Genomic DNA, 16973 nt, shown 5'->3' on the forward strand with positions numbered 1-16973 from the left:
CATCCTTCCAGCGTCGACACACATCGACGCAGATCAGATGTCACCTATCCGTGCAGCAGACCCACCGAGGACAAGCCCTGGTGGGCGATCAAGGGCGGGATCAACGCCCGCGTGAGCGCAACCGGCGGCGACTGGCTCGACAAGGAGTACCAGTCCGACCTCCGCAACTTCCCCAAGGAATGGTCCCTCGCCGAGGCCGATGGCGCCTTTAACGGTGTCACCCTCGACCCCGGACTCTCATCAACCATCAGGAACAGCAAGACCGGGGTGAACCTGACCGCCAAGAGCTTCGGCCTGCTCGACGCAGTATCACCCCAGTACAAATGGACGATCGTTCCGTCGAGCGGTGCCGGAACCCTCCGCGCAACAGTGGACCCCGCGCGAAGGACGTTCATTCCAAGCGGTCGCGTCGGCCAGGTGCGGATCACAGTGACAAATAGCGCCCTGCCCTCCAACACCAGCATCAAGAACCGGTCAGCGACGGCGATCATCGACGTCAAGCCGACCTTGCCAGCCAAGCCCGCGAAGGTCGTCGCCGCGCCAGGGCTCAGGCTCGCAGAGGTCACGACGACCTACGGTGACACCGGCGGAGCCCCCATCACCAAGGTCCAGATCAGGCGCACAGGTACCACGGGCATCTGGACCTACACTGCGCCAGCAGACCGGAAGGTCACCTTCACCGGCCTCCCGGGAGCGACCAACCTGAGCCTCGACGTCCGGGTCGCCAATCGCGCTGGCTGGTCGCCCTGGACGACCTCCAATCTCGTGCGGATCATCGGACCGACGGTGCTCGGCGGGGAACCCTCCACCGTCTTTGCCACGGACTACGGCCACGCTAATCGGTTCGATCGAGAAGGAGATCTTCTCCTGTACGACAAGCGTGACCCCACACTTCGGAGCCTCAAGTCCGGCGAGGAGATGGTGGTCCCGGCACACGAAGGTGCGTGGGGCGACCGCGCGTTCGACCTGTCCGCCGACGGCACCCGGATCGCGTACGCGGCCGATCCAGTTGGGATCTATGTCCACAACGTCGCCTCCGGCGCCACCGCTCGTGTCCTCACCAGTCAAGCGGCGTGCCCGACCAACGGCGGCACCACGTATTCGATCGCCGCTGCAAACGACGGCACTATCGCGTACCAGTGCGCCCGTTCAGGATTCAGCGATTGGTACGTACTGAGGGCGGGCGCCGCGTATCCCACGTACGTCGGCACCTCGGGCAAGGATCAGCGAGATGGTCGGTCCGACAAGCCGGTGGGTTTGTCGGATGACGGATCTGTCTTCGCATTCATCACCTCTGCCGACTACGCCATCGACGATGCGACCAATAACAATCGCAACTCGTTGGTCTCGCTCACCAAGTACGAGGTCGCAACCGGCGCCATCGCTTCGACGAAGATCGGCGTCTTCGCCTGGTGGGAGAATGTGTACGCCGACCTATCGGAGGATGGAACCCGAGTGGTGACGCACGTCAGCCAAGGTACTCCCAATCGAACCGTGTTCGGCGTCTTCGACCTGACCACCACCGCTCCCAAGCGCATCTACGCCGGTGTTCTCCCGATCGGATCCCTCAAGGATGAAGCGGCGCTGAACCGGTCCAACACCCTGGCTGCCTTCGCGATCGGCGCTCAATCAATCGCGCTGGTCGATTTGAAGGCGGGATGGATCACGACTTCGACGACTGCGTGTGGCGAGGACAGTTACGGCCACTACCTGCGGTCGGGCCTCGTCTTCAACGGCAACGCGGTCGAGTACTCCTGCGTCGCGGACGATGGGTCGGAATGGCGATCGATTCCGCTGAAGCAGCAGAAGTAGACGCAGTCGCCGGTTGATCGCTGCCCGGCGTCGACCGGCGAAACGATACGCGTCGGGGCGGAGCCGGGGTCTGGTTCGTGCACGTTCGGACCTCGGACTCCGCCACTCGGCGAACCAGTCTGCTGCCGCTCCACTGAGTTGCGTGGAGCTGTTGAAGCATGTCCGCCCCTGTCACATCGGCCACCGACGAGCGAACGCCGAGCAGCAGGGCACTGAGGGGACCTCCTTGAAGGAAACGGAGACCAAGTTTGAAGGCCACGCGATACGCACCCGTCGGACGACTCATGGGCACTGGCATCGCGTCCATGCTCATCCCTGCCACGCTCGCCATAGCGCCCACGATCAGCGCAGCCGACAACCGTCCAGCCTCACCGTCCGCACTCGCCCCCGCCGCGGCCAGCGTTCGGTTTGACACCAGCGACCGTGAGGCCGTCGAGAACGCCTACTTCGCCAACTGGCTGCCCCACGCCATCCTCAAGCCCGAGTGGACTGGGAACGTGAAGTCGTGCGACCCCGGAACCGTCTCGGAGGAGTTCCAGGACGGCACGGAGCAGTCACTGAACTTCGTCCGCGCGCTCGCAGCACTCGACCCGATCGTTCTCGACCCTGACCTGTCGGCGCGAGCCAGCAAAGCGGCGCTGATCATGGACGCCACCGGGCTCCTGAACCACTACCCAGCCACCTCGGACCGCTGCTACACCTCCGCCGGAGCCGCGGCCGCCGCACGATCGAACCTACTGCTCGACGACTACCTGACCGCCTCCGGCATCGCCGAGCAGTACATGGATGACCCTGGCTCCACCAACCGGCGGGTCGGTCACCGGCGCTGGATCCTGAACCCGGTCACGACGACGATGGGATCGGGCACAACCAACACTGCAAACGCGCTGACCGTCGTCGACGTCGGCAAGAACCCAGCAGCGCGGAACCCGGGCTACATCCCCTGGCCCTCGGCCGGATACTTCCCCGGCGACTTGGAGCCTCACGGCCGCTGGTCCCTGTCAGTGCCCGAGGACGTCGACGTGGCAGCCGCCACGGTGGCGGTCAAGGGGCCGGAGGGAACCCCGGCTGCCGTGACGGCCTACCAGCCTCAAAGCGGGTACGGCGCCGACACCCTCGTGTGGGAACTCGGCGCGGCGATCGAACTGGACGGAAAAACCGATCAAACATACACGGTGACCGTCTCAGGGCTACGGGACTGGAATCGAACACGCCTCCCGAACTACTCCTACCAGGTGGCCCTGTTCAGCCCACATCGCCCGTTCGCGGCCGGCAAGGCGCCGACCATCGTCGGATCCGGACCGTTCCGGGTGACCGACAAGCTCGCGCTCACGCCGGGCACCTGGCTTCCTGCCGGCCACAGCCTCGACGAGGACATCCAGTGGTACCGCGACGACCAGCCCCTTCGCGGGGAGAACATGCGGATGTACTACCCCGAGGAAAAGGACGTCGGCCACCACATCACAGCGACCGTGAAGCCTGCACTTCTCAACCCGACCCAGCCCTACCCGCCCACCGAGGACCTCGCCCACACCCTCGACTTCGGCGTCATCCTCCCCGAGGACCACACCGGGTGGCAGTTGGAGATGTCTCGCCGACCGACACTGATCGGCACCCCGCGGGTAGGCAAGTCCCTCACGGTCCGCGCCACAGGGACCTGGCAGCCCCGCGATGAAGCGGTCATGGTCGCTTACCGATGGTTCGCACGCGGCCGTCTCCTCAAAGCAGCGACGAACCGAACCCTCGTCATACGCCAGTCAATGCTCGGCAAGAGGATCCGCGTCAAGATGACCGGCTCAGCTACCGGGTTGCGCTCGCGCACCTACACACTCACCACGCGGATTCCCGTCCAGCGCCGCAACCCGTAGCAGGGCGGTCTCACAGCCGCCACAAGCAGCCGGCGCAACGGAAGGGGACCACGCCCTGTGGCTGGTTGGCTGCGCGGGTACTCGAGTTTGCCCGGATCGACCCGCTCGCGTTTTGGGAGCTCGGCGCCCCTGGCGGTCGCGGCCGGTCGGACAGTCGCGAGTGCCCACGGGATCGACGGTGGCGGAGTCGGAACGGGGTGCTCGGCTGGCTCCAGGACGTTGGCCTCCGCATCAGATCGGTTCCGGATCTGGCGCGACTCAAGGTTGTTTCGGCTGGTCAGAGTTGATCCCCACCCCTCGACCCCCTGGCGAGCTTCCATTGCTCGACGGTGACCGAGGCGTCCTCTCTTGAATTGTTGGGATCGGGGCTCGCGATGAGCTGGGGCCGTCCGCCGCCCTTTCCTGCGGTGGCAGCCACTGTCCGCGGCTTCGAGGACGACGCACGTACCTCCACCCGCCGGAGCAACCCGCCCGCACTCCGACGCGATCGCCGATGGACACACCGCGTCCGGCTGCACCCATGCACCGCGGCTCTCGGTCCCGCGACGGCGGAGCCATGACGTTCCAAGACATCCGGGCCGTCGCGTGACGACGCGGATGTGCACCGGCCCCTTGCCCAGGCGGGCCAAGGCGGGGCCCTGGGTGGGTGACCGTCACAGGAGGTCCGGCTACCCCGGCGAACCGAACGCGGGAGGCGGCACCGTGCCGGGCGCGTGGGCGGTCAGCCGCTTCGTGGTCGCGACATCGCCTTGCTGCGGCAGCACATACATGTCCTGCGTCGTGCTGGTCCGGCTGTGACCGAGGTGCCGCGACACCGAGGCCAGGTCCAGGCCGAAGCCGCCGTACTCCTTGGGTGCCAGGCTCACCGAGGCGAAGGCGTGCCGCAGCCAGTGGAACGTCCATGGCCACTCCGCCTCGGAGCGGGCGTCCTCGGACAGCTTGCCGACCCGGTCCAGCCACTTGTCCCGACCGTCCAGGTTGGGAAACAGCCAGCCCTTGCCGTCGCCGTCCCGAGCGAGCGCGTCGGCGACCAGCGACTCCACGATCGGTCGGTAGTGGTCCCAGAAGATCGCCGTGCGGGTCCGGCCGCCCTTGGGTGGCGTCACCTGCGGCCACGCGCCGGCGCGGTCCAGCTGCGAGTCCACCGCGATCGTGTTGTCCTCCAGGTCGATGTGCTCGGTGCGCACCGCCACCAGCTCGGCGAGCCGCAGCCCGCTGGCGTATCCCAGCAGGATCAACCGCGCACCGTAGCCGGGGTAGTGGACCTCCATCGCCGCGGCGAACCGGTCGACGTCCTGCGGCGTGGGGCACACCTCGCGGGGGTACCTGTTGTCGGCGGTCGCCTGCTCGACCGCGGACAGCTGCGCAGTGCGGCAGAGCCTTCGGGTCTGCCTGACCACGCCACTGCGTCGTCCCGCCGAGGTCGCGAACGCGTCGGCGTCGCCGAAGTACCCGCGGTCCTCGGCGAACCGGTTCAGCATCCCCAGGGTGCGCGCCACCGCGCGCACGGTCGACTCGGAGGCGTGCTCCCGGACGAGGTTGTCGAACACCCGCGTCCAGTCGGCACGGGACAGGTCGCCGCACGGGGTGAGCGCGACCGCCTCCGGCAACCAGCAGTTCCAGTTGGACCGGTACTGCTTGATGCTGCCCTCGGCCGCGCCCGCCTGGCCCAGGTGCTCGAGCATGTGCAGCATCGCTTGGCGCAGTGAGTGCTTCGGGGACGGTTCCGCGTGCTCGCCGACCCGGAGCGAGATCCGCAGGGCCGCGGCTCGCGCGTGGGCCGCCTCCATGCTCGGGTGCCGTTCGAACTTCCGGGTCCCCTCGCCGCGCCGCCCGCTGGGCCAGTAGGCCACCCGTGCGTCGCTCCACACCCGTACCGGGTCCGCGTCCTGCCGCTTGCGCCCGACCACGGGCTTGACCACGGGCTTGACCACGGGCTCGACCACGGGCTCGACCACGGCGGTCGCGGCCGCGGGATCGGTAGCAGGGGCGGTTGTCGCGAGGTCAGACACGGGCGCGGCCCGCCGCCCCGCCGCCCGCGACCCGGCGCGCGGTGCGCGCCGATCGCGGTGGATCCGCCGCCGGCGGTGCCGGCCGGTTCGAGCCGTCCGTGGGGGCGGTGGCATCGGTTGCACCGCCTGCGCTGCCTGGGCTGCCTGGGCTGGCGATCCAGTCGTGGAGGACCTGGGCGCTCCACCTCGGCAGGGTGCCGAGCATCCGGGGCGCAGGGAAGCCGGGATCCTCGCGGCGCAGGTCGGCCAGGTGACGCGGGCTCACGCCGAGGTACGCGGCGACCCCGGCGGCGTCGAGGATGCGGTCGGTCCAGCTGGCGTTGCTGCGGCAGTCGCAGTCGTGTGGCGTTCTCATGGTCTCTCGCACCGTGAAGACCTGATGAGCACGGGCAATGGGCGCCAGAACCCGCCGGCGAGGCCCGGCACCGCCGCCCGATCCTGGTGCGCCACGGCCGCGCCACCCCCGCGCCACGAGCCGGGCGCGCCGCGACATCGGCGCAGGCCAGCGGCCGGTTCGAGGGGCGGATGTCGGCGGTGCGCGGCGAACCACCCAGATCTACGAGGGCACCAACCAGGTGCAGCGGATCGTGATGGCGCGCCAGCTGCTGGCCGGGGTGCAGAGCCAGGTCTGACCGCATCGCCGCAGGTCGGCCCGCGAAAGGGGCGGCGCGGATGGGGGTGCTGGGGTGGGTGTGACGCGAGTCACGAATCGGTGATCTGGCAACTATCGGGTTAGCGTGGCTCGCTACGCCACCGCTCGGGATGGTCGGCGTTCGCAACGTGGCGGACCCTCGACAGCGATCCCCGACACCGGTGGCGCTGCACATGTAGTCACACCGGAAGGTCCATCCCCCATGGCACTCCGTCCTGTCCGTCACGTCCGGGCGACCGTCGTCGCCCTCGTCGTCGCCGCGGTCGCCGCGTCGACGCTCCTGCTGGCCCCGACGCCGGCCTCGGCGACCGTTCCGTACGCCGCCAAGTCCTTCACCCCGGCCCAGTACGCCGACCGCGTGCACAAGCTGATCAACAAGCGCCGCGCCGCGCACGGCCTGCGTCCGCTGAAGGACGGCACCACCATCGACCGGATCGCTCGCAACCGCGCCCAGCGCCTGGTCGAGAATCGCGAGTTCCGCCACTACTCGCTCAAGCCGCTGTTCAGCAAGGCCAACGCCAGCTACGCCGGCGAGAACCTGGTCAGCGGGCCGTTCGGGCCGCGCCGCGCCGTGCGTGCCTGGATGAAGTCGCCCGGTCACCGCAAGATCATGCTGAGCAAGAAGCCGAACAAGGTCGGCGTCGGTGCCGCGGTCACCCGCGACGGCGCGTGGCTGACCGTCGCGGACTTCGTCCGCAACTGACCGGCGCCCCGGTGCCGGTGGCTGCGGCCTCCGCCCCGGCCCCGCTCCCGGTCGAGTGGTCGGTGGCCGCGCCCGGCGCCGCGTAGGCTGGGTGGAACGTGTTCTCGCCCGAGATCCGTCCGCCCACCCGAGAGGAACGACGATGCCGTCACTGCGCTGCCCCTGCGACACCACCATCCGCGGGGAGGACGACGACGAGCTCGTCGCCAAGGTCCAGGAGCACCTGGCGGCCGAGCACCCGGGGCGGGAGTACTCCCGCGAGGAGATCCTCTTCATGGCGATGTAGCCGCGGCTGAGACCGGCCGGGCCGGCGCCGGGGACCATCGACCCTGGGGCGTCGCGCGGCGGGCCGGTGGACTGGTGCCATGGCACCGGGATCCCTGCTGGAGGGCACCACGACGACGCATCACGACCTCACCGCGCACGAGGTCCTGCTGCTCCTGGAGACCGATCGCCACCAGGGCCTGACCGACGCCGAGGCCGCACGCCGACTGGACTCCTTCGGGCCGAACCAGCTGCCCGAGCCCCGCACCGCCGGGCCCGTCCTGCGGTTCGTGCGCCAGCTGCACAGCCCGCTGGTCTACGTGCTGATCGTCTCCGGCGCGGTCACCGTGCTCCTCGGCCAGTACGTCGACGCCTCGGTGATCTTCGCCGTGGTCCTCGTCAACGCGGTGGTCGGCTTCCTCCAGGAGTCCAAGGCGGAGGCGGCCCTGGACTCGCTGCGCGCGATGGTGCACACCGAGGCGCTCGTGGTCCGCGAGGGCCACCGGCAACGCGTCACCTCGGAGCGGCTGGTGCCCGGCGACCTGACGCTCGTCGAGGCCGGCGACCGGGTGCCGGCCGACCTCCGGCTGATCGAGGAGGCCGAGCTCGAGGTCGACGAGTCGGCGCTCACCGGCGAGTCGCTCCCGGTCGCCAAGGACGAGGTGGTCCTCGAGCCGGAAACGGCGGTCGCCGACCGCCGCAACATGCTGTACGCCGGCACGCTGGTCACCAGCGGCACCGGCACCGGCGTGGTGGTGGCGACCGGCGGCGACACCGAGCTGGGCGAGATCCACCGGCTGGTCGGCAGCGCCGCGACCCTGGCGACGCCGCTGACCCGCAAGCTCGCCACGTTCAGCGGCTGGCTGACGGTGGTGATCCTCGGCCTCGCCGCGGTCACCTTCGCCGTCGGCGTGGCCCGCGGCGAGGCGGCCGCGGACATGTTCACCGCCGCCGTCGCCCTCGCCGTCGGCGCGATCCCCGAGGGCCTGCCGGCCGCGGTGACCATCACCCTGGCCATCGGCGTGGGCCGGATGGCGCGCCGACGGGCGGTGATCCGGCGGCTGCCGGCGGTCGAGACGCTCGGCGGCGCGACGGTGATCTGCTCGGACAAGACCGGCACCCTCACCGAGAACCGGATGACGGTCCGCGAGCTGTGGACGCCGACGCAGGAGGTCGTGCTGCCCGAATACGGCGCCGCCGGACCGCCGGTGCACCGACCCGACGAGGCGCTGCGCTGGTGCCTGACCATCGGAGCGAACTGCAACGACGCGCGGCTCACCGAGGGCGGGGCGGGGCTCGGCGACCCGACCGAGACCGCGATGCTGGTCGCGGCCAGCCGGTTCGGGATCACCCCGCACGGCCTGGTCCGGGTGGACGCGGCGCCGTTCACCTCCGAGCGCCAGTACATGGCGACCGTCCAGCGCGTCCCCGGTGGCGGCGAGGCGCTGCTGGTCAAGGGCGCCGTCGAGCGGGTCCTCGAGCTGTGCTCGGCCACGCTCGACGCCGACGGCGTCCCGCAGCCGATCGACCGGGAGCGGGTCCACGCCGAGGCCGACCGGCTCGCCGGGAGTGGCATGCGGGTGCTGGCGACCGCGGTGGCGGCGGACCCGCCCGCCGGCGTACTGCGCCGGCTGGGCGAGGGCCGGGACGGCGGGCCGGTCCCCGGCCTGGCCCTGGCCGGCCTGCAGGCGATGCTCGACCCGCCGCGCGCGACCGCCGGCGAGGCCGTCCGCCGCTGTCGAGCCGCCGGCCTCGAGGTCAAGATGATCACCGGCGACCACGCGGTGACGGCCGAGGCGATCGCACGCAGGATCGGCCTGCTCGACGACCGCGAACCCGGCGCGGGCGCGGTGCTGGTCGGCAGCGAGCTCGAGGCGATGGGCGAGGAGGACCTGCCGGCGGCCGTCGAGCGCGCCGCCGTCTTCGCGCGGGTCAGCCCGGCCCAGAAGCTCCGGCTGGTCGAGGCGCTGCAGGCCCGTCACCACGTGGTGGCGATGACCGGCGACGGCGTCAACGACGCGCCGGCGCTGAAGCAGGCCGACATCGGGGTCGCGATGGGGCGCGGCGGCACCGAGGCCGCCAAGGACGCCGGCGACATGGTGCTGCTCGACGACGACTTCGCCACCATCGAGGCGGCGGTGGAGGAGGGGCGGGGCGTCTTCGACAACCTGGTGAAGTTCATCGTCTGGACGCTGCCGACCAACATGGCCGAGGGGCTGGTGCTGCTGGTCGCGATCCTGCAGGGCGCCGTGCTGCCGATCCTGCCGACCCAGATCCTGTGGATCAACATGACCACCGCGGTCGCGCTGGGGCTGATGCTCGCCTGGGAGCCGAAGGAGCCGGGGATCATGGAGCGCCCGCCCCGCGACCCGCGCCGCTCGCTGCTCACCGCCCCGGTGGTCGTGCGGACGCTGCTGGTCTCCGCGCTGCTGGTGATCGGCACCCGGCTGCTCTTCGACTACGAGATCGGCATCGGCACCCCGGTGGAGTCGGCGCGCACGGTCGCGGTGAACCTCTTCGTCACCGTCGAGGCGTTCTACCTGTTCAGCTGCCGCTCGCTGACCGGCCCGTCCTGGCGGGCAGGCGTCTTCAGCAACCGCTGGCTGCTGGTCGGCGTCGCCACCCAGGCGGTCGGCCAGCTCGCGCTGACCTACCTGCCGGCGATGAACGCGCTCTTCCACACAGCGCCGATCGGCTGGGAGGCGTGGCTGCGGATCCTGCTGGTGGCCACCCTGGCCAGCCTGGTGGTGGCGATGGACAAACGTCGCCTGCGCGACCGCCAGCTCTGAGTCGCCGGCGCGGCCGGCGCGCCCGACGCCGTGCCGATCAGCCCGGGTAGATCCGCGGCAGCTCGGAGGCGCGGCCGGTGAAGACGGGGGTCCGCTTCTCCAGGAAGGCGGCCACGCCCTCCTTCCCGTCGGCGATCGAGGTGTAGTACATCGCCAGCGAGTCCGACAGGTGCGCCTCGAGCGGCTCGGCCGCGGCGCTGTTGCGGTACAGCAGCTGCTTGGCCAGGCCGAGCGCCACCGGGGACCGGTCGCGGACGAACGACCGAGCCAGCTCGTACGCCGCCGGCAGCAGGTCGTCCGGCTCGTGCACGCTGCGCACCAGCCGCCCCGCCAGGATCGCGTCCGCGTCCAGGATGTCGGCGGAGTAGACCCACTCCAGCGCCTGCTGGATGCCGACGATCCGGGGCAGGAACCAGGTCGAGCACGCCTCCGGGACGATCCCGAGCCGGCCGAAGACGAAGCCGACCCGCGCCTTCGTCGAGGCCAGTCGCAGGTCCATCGCCAGCGTCATGGTCGCGCCGATGCCGACCGCCGGGCCGTTGATGGCGGCGATCACCGGCTTGGGCAGCGCGTGGATCGCCAGCGTCACCTTGCCGCCGGTGTCGCGGACCCCGTCGTCGTACGCGTCCGAGGTGTAGTCGGCGCGGAACTCCTCGGGGGTGGGGGAGAGGCTCTCGTCGAGCCCGAACACGTTGCCCTCGGCGGAGAGGTCCATGCCCGCGCAGAAGGCCCGACCGGCGCCGGTGACCACCACCGCGCGCACCGCGTCGTCGCGGGCGTCGGTGAGGAAGACCCGCTCCAGCTCGACGGCCATCGTCAGGTCGAAGGCGTTGAGGGCGTCGGGCCGGTTCAGCGTGAGCGTGGCGATGCCGTCGGCATCGACGCTCCAGTCGATGGTCTGGTAGTCGCTCATGGTCACAGCCCCCTGGCGTTGCAGATCTTCTTGGTCAGGTCGTCGGTGCGGTCCTCGATCACGATGTCGTAGAGCTGCTCGGCGCGCTGGGTGTCGACCACGACGTCGCTGTAGCCGGAGCTGACGGCCTGGTAGCTCACCGGCAGCGTGCAGTTGGTGCCGCCGTCGCCGGTCGCCGAGGCCATGCCGAGCGCGAACCGGCCGGCGTCGATGACGCCCATGCCCTCGCCGACCGCGATCGCTCCCGGCGCGGCGAGGTTGAGGCGCCAGTAGCGGACCGGGTTGAGCACCGTCCACGGCGAGGCGACCTTCGAGCCGATCGCGCCGATCACCTCGCGCTGGCGGCGGACCCGGGCGAAGTCGTCGTTGGAGTCGCCGAAGGAGGCGTGCCGGGACCGCGCGTAGCCGAGCGCCGTGGGGCCGTCGGCCTCCTGGCAGCCGCTCGTGACGTTCAGGTTCGCCTGCTTGTCCTTGATCGCCTGCTTCGGGCAGATCTCCACGCCGCCGACCGCGTCGACGATGTCGACGAACCCCGCGAACCCGATCTCGACGTAGTGGTCGATCCGGATCCCGGTGTTCTGCTCCAGGGTCTGGGTCAGCAGCGCGGGGCCGCCGGTGGCGAACGCCGCGTTGACCTTCGAGGTGCCGCGGCCCGGGATCTCCATCAGCGTGTCGCGCGGGATCGAGATCAGCGTGTCCGGGCCGGCGCCCGTGTGCAGCAGCAGGATCGAGTCGGTGCGGGCCGCCCCGGCATCGCCGCCGGTGCCCAGCGCCTTGCGCTCCTCCGCCGTCAGGTCGCCGCGGGAGTCGCTGCCGACGATCAGGTACGTCGTCCCCGGCTGGTCCTCGGGGCGGTCGCCGTCGGGGGAGAAGGCGATCTTGTCGACCTTGCTCCAGGCGAAGAAGGGCACGGCGACCAGGTAGACCAGCCACAGCACGAACAGGGCCAGCAGCAGCCGGATCCAGCGCCGCGGGCGGGCCCAGCCGCTGCGGGAGCGGCCCGTGCGCGCCGGCGGCTGCTGCGGCGGGCGGGTCGGGGCGGGCCGGCCGGGCGGCGGGGTGTCCCCGGGGGTGCCACCCGGGGCGGCTCCGCGGCCGCCGGGCCGGGGCTGCTGGGGCAGCAGCATCGTCGGGTCGGGGCGCTCCTCGGCCGGCCGGGGCGTCGTGGGTCGCGGAGTCGTCTTGCGCGGCGCCGTGGGCTGCCCGCCGCCCTGCTGTTGACCGTAGAGCCAGTCGAACTCCGAGCCGCCCTCGTCGCCCCCGTCGCCGCGGGTGCCGTTGCCTGCCATGGGGCCAGACGGTACCGGGCGGATCAGTCCGCCGCCGGCCGGCCCGCGCGGTCGCCGGTGGCGCGCCGCTTCGCCTCGGCCCACGGGAGGCGGGCGCGCACGGTGGCACCGCTGGGCGCGGAGGGGTGCGCCTTGGCCCAGGCGGCGTAGTCGGCGAAGCTCCCCGACGCGCCCGGCGCGAGGGCGGCCAGGTAGGAGGCCACGTGGGCGACCAGCTCCTCCTCGCTCCAGGTGGCGCGTCGGGCCGAGGGCTCGTTGGTGGGCAGCCCGGCGGCCGCGCAGGCGGCGCGCCAGGTCCCGAAGCGGCGGATGATCCAGGCCACCGACGGCCCGCCGGCTCCGGCACGGTGGCGCTCGTAGGCGGCGGTGCTCAGCGGGCGGTCGGGCTCGGCCGCGCCGCGCAGCGCGTCGAGCAGGTCGCGATCCTCCATGGGGTGATCATCGCCCACCGGCGGCGCCGCCGGCGGTCGGGGCGCGCGGCGAGCGCCGAGCCGGGTACGTTCAGCGGGTGTCCGAGAACCCCGCCCCCGACCTGGTCGCCGCGCTCCCGCCCTCCTACTCGCGGATCGAGCTGGCGACGGTCACCGCGCGGACCCAGGCGAACCTGCTGGGCAACATCCACGGCGGCGAGATCGTGAAGCTCGCCGACTCCACCGCCGGAGTGGTCGCCCAGCGGCACAGCGGGGGTCCGGCGGTCACCGCGGCGCTGGACGAGATGTCCTTCCGGGCGCCGGTCCGGGTGGGCGACATCGTGCGGACCCGGGCCCAGGTCAACGGCGTGGGCAGCTCCTCGATGGAGATCGGCGTCCGGATCGAGACCCAGCCGTGGGACGACGCCTCGACCGAGTTCCTGCACGTCGGGTCGGCGTACTTCCTCTTCGTCGCCATCGACACGGCGGGCCACCCGCGGCCCGTCCCGGGGCTGGCCCCGGAGACCGCGGACGACGAGCGTCGGATGCGGGAGGCGCAGATCCGTCGCGAGCACCGGATCGCGCGGCGCGCGGCGATCGAGGCGGGCCGACTCAGCCAGGCGTAGCCGCGATGAGCGCCTGGGCGACGGCCTCGACCGCCACCGGTCGGGGCGGCGCGCCGTAGGAGGAGAGCCGGACCTGCCGCGCGGCGCCCGCCAGGGGCTCGCAGGCGATGTCGGGATGCCGGTGGGCGCGCAGCGCCAGGCCGGGCAGCACGGTCACGCCGACGCCGCCGGCGACCAGGGATTGCACGGCGACGTAGTCGTCGCTGGCGAAGGCGATCCGCGGGGCGAACCCGGCGACCTCGCACAGGGCCAGCAGCTCGGCGCGGCATCGCTCGCAGCCGGTGATCCAGCGGCGCTCGGCGAGGTGGCCGAGGCCGTCGCGGCGCGCGCCGGCGAGGTCCGCGCCGTCGCCGGCGACCAGGTAGAGCGGATCGTCGAACAGCGGGGTGGAGGAGACGCCGTCGACGTCGCGGTGGCCGGGGTAGGCGAAGGTCAGCGCCAGGTCGACCTCGCCGGCGCGCAGCAGCTCCGCGGCCTCCGGCGGCTCGGCCTCCACCAGGTCCAGCGTCAGGTCCGGGTGACGGTCGGCGAGGTGCGCGATCGCGGTGGGGACCAGGGTCGCCGCCGCCGAGGGGAACGCGGCCAGCCGTACGTGCCCGGCGCGCAGCTGGGTGGCGGCGGCCAGCTCGGCCTCGGCCCGCTCGAGCAGGCCGAGGATCTCCTCGCCGCGACGTGCCAGCCGCTGGCCGTCCCCGGTCAGCCGCACCCCGCGGCCGACCCGCTGGAGCAGCACGCTGCCGGTCTCGGCCTCGAGCCGGCGCAGGTGGTGGGAGACGGTCGGCTGCCCGTAGTGCAGCGATGCGGCCGCGGCGGAGACGCTGCCGGTGCGGTGGACCGCGACCAGCGCCTCGAGTCGGCGTACGTCGATCACGCCCCGACGATACATCGACAGCATCGAACGAATCGAGCGAGAAGAACTATTGGACCGATGGACGAGCGGCGGCGAGCATGGTGGTGTGCAGCTCCTCGACCGTGACCCCGCCGCCCGACCGACCGCGACTCGCGCCCCGAGTCCGAGTCCGGGCCCGAGCCCGAGTCCGAGTCCGGGCCCGGGCCTGACGTTCGCGGCGGTCGAGGTCGCCGCGAAGGTGGTGGCCGCCGCGCTCGACGCCACCCCGCTGGTCGGGCACCCGCTGCTCGATCGGGCGGTCGGCGCCGAGGTCCTGGTCAAGCACGAGCACGTGCTGCCCACCGGCTCGTTCAAGGTGCGCGGCGGCGTCCACCTGGCCGCCACACTGACGCCGGCCGAGCGCGCCAGCGGCCTGGTCACCACCTCGACCGGCAACCACGCGCAGTCCGTGGCCACCGCGGCCCGCCTGGCCGGCGTGGAGGCCACGGTGGTGATGCCCGAGTCGGCGCCGCGGGTGAAGCGGGAGGCGGTCGAGGCCCTCGGGGCGCGGGTGGTGATCCATGGCGCGGGCCTCGGTGACGCCGCGGCCCACGCGCGCGCCCTCGCCGCGCCGGGCTGCTACGTCGACCCGACCGATGCCCGGATCGTCCTGGGGCACGCCACGCTCTACCTCGAGCTGTTCCGTGCGCGGCCGGACCTGGCGGCCGTCTACGTCCCGATCGGCAGCGGTACCGGTGCTGCCGGCGCCTGCCTGGTCCGCGACGTCCTGGCGCCCGACTGTGCGGTGATCGGCGTCCAGTCCGAGGCCGCGCCGGCGGTCTGGCGCTCCTGGCGCAGCGGCGCGGTGGAGGTCGCGCCCGCGCACACCCGTGCCTCCGGGCTGGCCACGACGGCCGGCTACCCGTCGACGCTCGGTCTGCTGCGGGCCGGCCTCTCGGACTTCCTGCTGGTCTCCGACGACGACATCGACGCGGCGGCGCGGTTGCTCGCGACCCGCGCGCACACCCTGGCCGAGGGGGCGGGCGCGGCGGCGCTGGCCGGGCTGGTCGCCGACCGTGCCACGACCGCCGAGGCTGGGCCCGCGGTCCGTGCCCGCGCCGCCGCAGCCGGGCCGGTCGCGGTGGTCTGCACCGGGGGCAACGCGTCCGCGGAGGAGATCGCGCGTCTCGCCGTCGCCTGAGGTGCCCGGGCCCGGGTGAGAGGTCGGCGACGCCGCTCCTGCGGCGCGTCGCCGCCGCTGTGGCGGGTGTGGCTGGTGATATTGGTGCACTGCGCCCTTCCCCAGCAGGAGAATCATCCATGAACGACCGCCCCGCCGGGTCCACCGGATCCGTCCTCGACGACAGCGCCGCCGGCGGCCTCGACGAGCGCGCCGCCCGGGTGCGCTTCCGGCGGGCGCTCACCCTGATGGGGTTCACCCTGGTCGCGCCCGGTTCGGCCCAGCTCGTGGCCGGCAACCGCAAGGTCGGTCGGGTGGCGCTGTGGATCTGGCTCGGCGTGTGGGCCGCGGTGCTGCTCTTCGCGGTGATCAGCCTGCTCGACCACAAGGTCGCCTATCGGATGGCCTTCAACAGCGACCTGCTGCTGGTGCTCCGGCTCGGTCTGTTCCTCGGCGCGATCGGTTGGGCAGCGCTGTTCATGGACGCCTGGCGGATCGGCCAGCCGCTGTCGCTGCGGATGCCGCACCGGCGCGCGGTGGTCGGGGTCAACGGGCTGCTCTGCTTCGGCGTCGCCGGCTCGCTGCTCTTCGGAGCCCACCTGGTCGGCGTCCAGCGCGACCTGGCGGTCGCGCTGTTCGGTGACGGCGAGGTCACCGACGCCAGCCACGGCCGCTACAACATCCTGCTGCTCGGCGGCGACTCGGGCGCCGGGCGCTGGGGCCTGCGCCCGGACTCGATGACGGTCGCCTCGATCGACGAGGTCACCGGCAAGACGGTGCTGATCGGGCTGCCGCGCAACATGGAGAACTTCCCCTTCGCCGAGGGGTCGGTGATGGCGGAGCAGTTCCCGAACGGCTTCGACTGCGACGACTGCTACCTCAACGGGGTCAGCACCTGGGCCGGCGACCACACCGACCTGTTCGAGGGCTCGGACAACCCCGGCACCGACGCCACCATCATGGCGATCGAGGGGATCACCGGCCTGGACATCAACTACTGGGCGATGGTCAACCTCGACGGCTTCCGCGAGCTGGTCAACGCGATCGGCGGGATCAAGCTCAACGTGCGCCAGGCGATCCCGGTCGGCGGTCTCGGCAGCGACGTGACCGGCTACATCGAGCCCGGCTTCCGCAAGCTCACCGGCTACCAGGCGCTCTGGTACGCCCGGGCCCGCGAGGGCTCGGACGACTACTCCCGCATGGCGCGCCAGAAGTGCGTGCTCAACGCGTTCCTGCAGCAGGTCAGCCCCGAGGCCGCGCTGACCAACTTCGAGTCCCTGGCCAAGGCCACCACCGGCATGTTCTCGACCGACCTGCCGGCCTCCGAGGTCGGCACCTTCATCGAGCTCGCCCTCAAGGCGCGCAACCAGAAGGTCTCGAGCGTCTCCCTCGTGCCGCCGAGGATCAACACCGCCGAGCCCGACATCGACCTGGTCCGCTCGATGGTCGCCGGCGCCATCGACCGCTCCGAGAACGGTGCACCGACGGGCACCGCCACGAAGGCCAAGAAGAAGGCGAAGAAGAGCCAGGTCGTCACCGGCGGCTCGGTCGGCTCCCGCGACAGCGGGTACGCCGCCAACGAGTCCGACGACCTCGCCAGCGCCTGCTAGCCCCGATGGGCCGAGC

At 71.9% G+C, this 16973-nt stretch carries 14 protein-coding genes; 8 read left to right on the forward strand and 6 right to left on the reverse strand.

What is annotated here, in order from left to right; genetic code table 11:
* Together E8D34_RS06160 and E8D34_RS06165 are read left to right on the forward strand one after the other, a co-directional pair.
* Positions 1-1812, forward strand: a 1812-nt coding sequence (locus tag E8D34_RS06160) for a hypothetical protein (protein WP_206056579.1), incomplete at its 5' end; no start/stop codon positions are given.
* Between the two features lie 305 nt (positions 1813-2117).
* Positions 2118-3680 (forward strand): CAP domain-containing protein, encoded by a 1563-nt coding sequence (locus E8D34_RS06165; protein ID WP_168929349.1) that lies wholly within the window; start codon positions 2118-2120, stop codon positions 3678-3680.
* A gap of 668 nt (positions 3681-4348) precedes the next feature.
* Here E8D34_RS06165 and E8D34_RS06170 read toward each other — a convergent pair.
* Positions 4349-5692, reverse strand: a complete 1344-nt coding sequence (locus tag E8D34_RS06170) for a site-specific integrase (RefSeq protein WP_168929350.1) — start codon at positions 5690-5692, stop codon at positions 4349-4351.
* Complete coding sequence (locus E8D34_RS20685) at positions 5685-6047, reverse strand: hypothetical protein (protein WP_168929351.1); 363 nt, start codon at positions 6045-6047, stop codon at positions 5685-5687. The genes E8D34_RS06170 and E8D34_RS20685 overlap by 8 nt, the downstream gene beginning before the upstream one ends.
* Positions 6048-6546: 499 nt before the next feature.
* On the opposite strand from E8D34_RS20685, the gene E8D34_RS06180 reads away from it, so the two are divergent.
* From E8D34_RS06180 to E8D34_RS06190, 3 genes are all read left to right on the forward strand, one after another.
* Positions 6547-7047 carry a CAP domain-containing protein gene (locus E8D34_RS06180; protein ID WP_136593749.1) on the forward strand — a complete coding sequence of 167 codons (501 nt, stop codon included), beginning with the start codon at positions 6547-6549 and terminating at the stop codon, positions 7045-7047.
* A 142-nt stretch (positions 7048-7189) separates the two neighbouring features.
* Positions 7190-7333 carry a DUF1059 domain-containing protein gene (locus E8D34_RS06185; RefSeq protein ID WP_136593750.1) on the forward strand — a complete coding sequence of 48 codons (144 nt, stop codon included), beginning with the start codon at positions 7190-7192 and terminating at the stop codon, positions 7331-7333.
* A gap of 79 nt (positions 7334-7412) precedes the next feature.
* Positions 7413-10100 (forward strand): HAD-IC family P-type ATPase, encoded by a 2688-nt coding sequence (locus E8D34_RS06190; RefSeq protein ID WP_136593751.1) that lies wholly within the window; start codon positions 7413-7415, stop codon positions 10098-10100.
* Between the two features lie 37 nt (positions 10101-10137).
* Here E8D34_RS06190 and E8D34_RS06195 read toward each other — a convergent pair whose 3' ends face one another.
* Genes E8D34_RS06195 through E8D34_RS06205 form a run of 3 tightly spaced genes read right to left on the reverse strand, consistent with a single transcriptional unit; the run spans position 10138 to position 12733 of the window.
* Complete coding sequence (locus E8D34_RS06195; RefSeq protein WP_136593752.1) at positions 10138-11013, reverse strand: crotonase/enoyl-CoA hydratase family protein; 876 nt, start codon at positions 11011-11013, stop codon at positions 10138-10140.
* Positions 11014-11015: 2 nt separating this feature from the next.
* A complete protein-coding gene (locus tag E8D34_RS06200) occupies positions 11016-12302 on the reverse strand; it encodes an LCP family protein (RefSeq protein ID WP_136593753.1) in 1287 nt (428 codons plus the stop codon).
* 23 nt (positions 12303-12325) lie between these two features.
* Positions 12326-12733, reverse strand: coding sequence for a hypothetical protein (locus E8D34_RS06205; protein WP_136593754.1), 408 nt, complete (start codon positions 12731-12733; stop codon positions 12326-12328).
* A 77-nt stretch (positions 12734-12810) separates the two neighbouring features.
* On the opposite strand from E8D34_RS06205, the gene E8D34_RS06210 reads away from it, so the two are divergent.
* Positions 12811-13338: an acyl-CoA thioesterase gene (locus E8D34_RS06210; protein WP_136593755.1), complete on the forward strand. Its 528-nt coding sequence runs from the start codon at positions 12811-12813 to the stop codon at positions 13336-13338.
* On the opposite strand, the gene E8D34_RS06215 is transcribed toward E8D34_RS06210, so the two are convergent.
* On the reverse strand, positions 13325-14209 hold the full coding sequence (locus E8D34_RS06215) for a LysR family transcriptional regulator (RefSeq protein ID WP_136593756.1): 885 nt from the start codon (positions 14207-14209) through the stop codon (positions 13325-13327). The genes E8D34_RS06210 and E8D34_RS06215 overlap by 14 nt on opposite strands.
* An 85-nt stretch (positions 14210-14294) precedes the next feature.
* Between E8D34_RS06215 and E8D34_RS06220 the strand changes: the two genes are divergently transcribed.
* Together E8D34_RS06220 and E8D34_RS06225 are read left to right on the forward strand one after the other, a co-directional pair.
* Positions 14295-15368 (forward strand): pyridoxal-phosphate dependent enzyme, encoded by a 1074-nt coding sequence (locus tag E8D34_RS06220; protein WP_206056580.1) that lies wholly within the window; start codon positions 14295-14297, stop codon positions 15366-15368.
* A 119-nt stretch (positions 15369-15487) separates the two neighbouring features.
* Positions 15488-16957 (forward strand): LCP family protein, encoded by a 1470-nt coding sequence (locus tag E8D34_RS06225; RefSeq protein WP_136593757.1) that lies wholly within the window; start codon positions 15488-15490, stop codon positions 16955-16957.
* The last annotated feature ends 16 nt before the right edge of the window (positions 16958-16973 follow it).

The organism is Nocardioides sp. GY 10113 (assembly GCF_004919105.1).
Lineage (GTDB): Bacteria > Actinomycetota > Actinomycetes > Propionibacteriales > Nocardioidaceae > Nocardioides.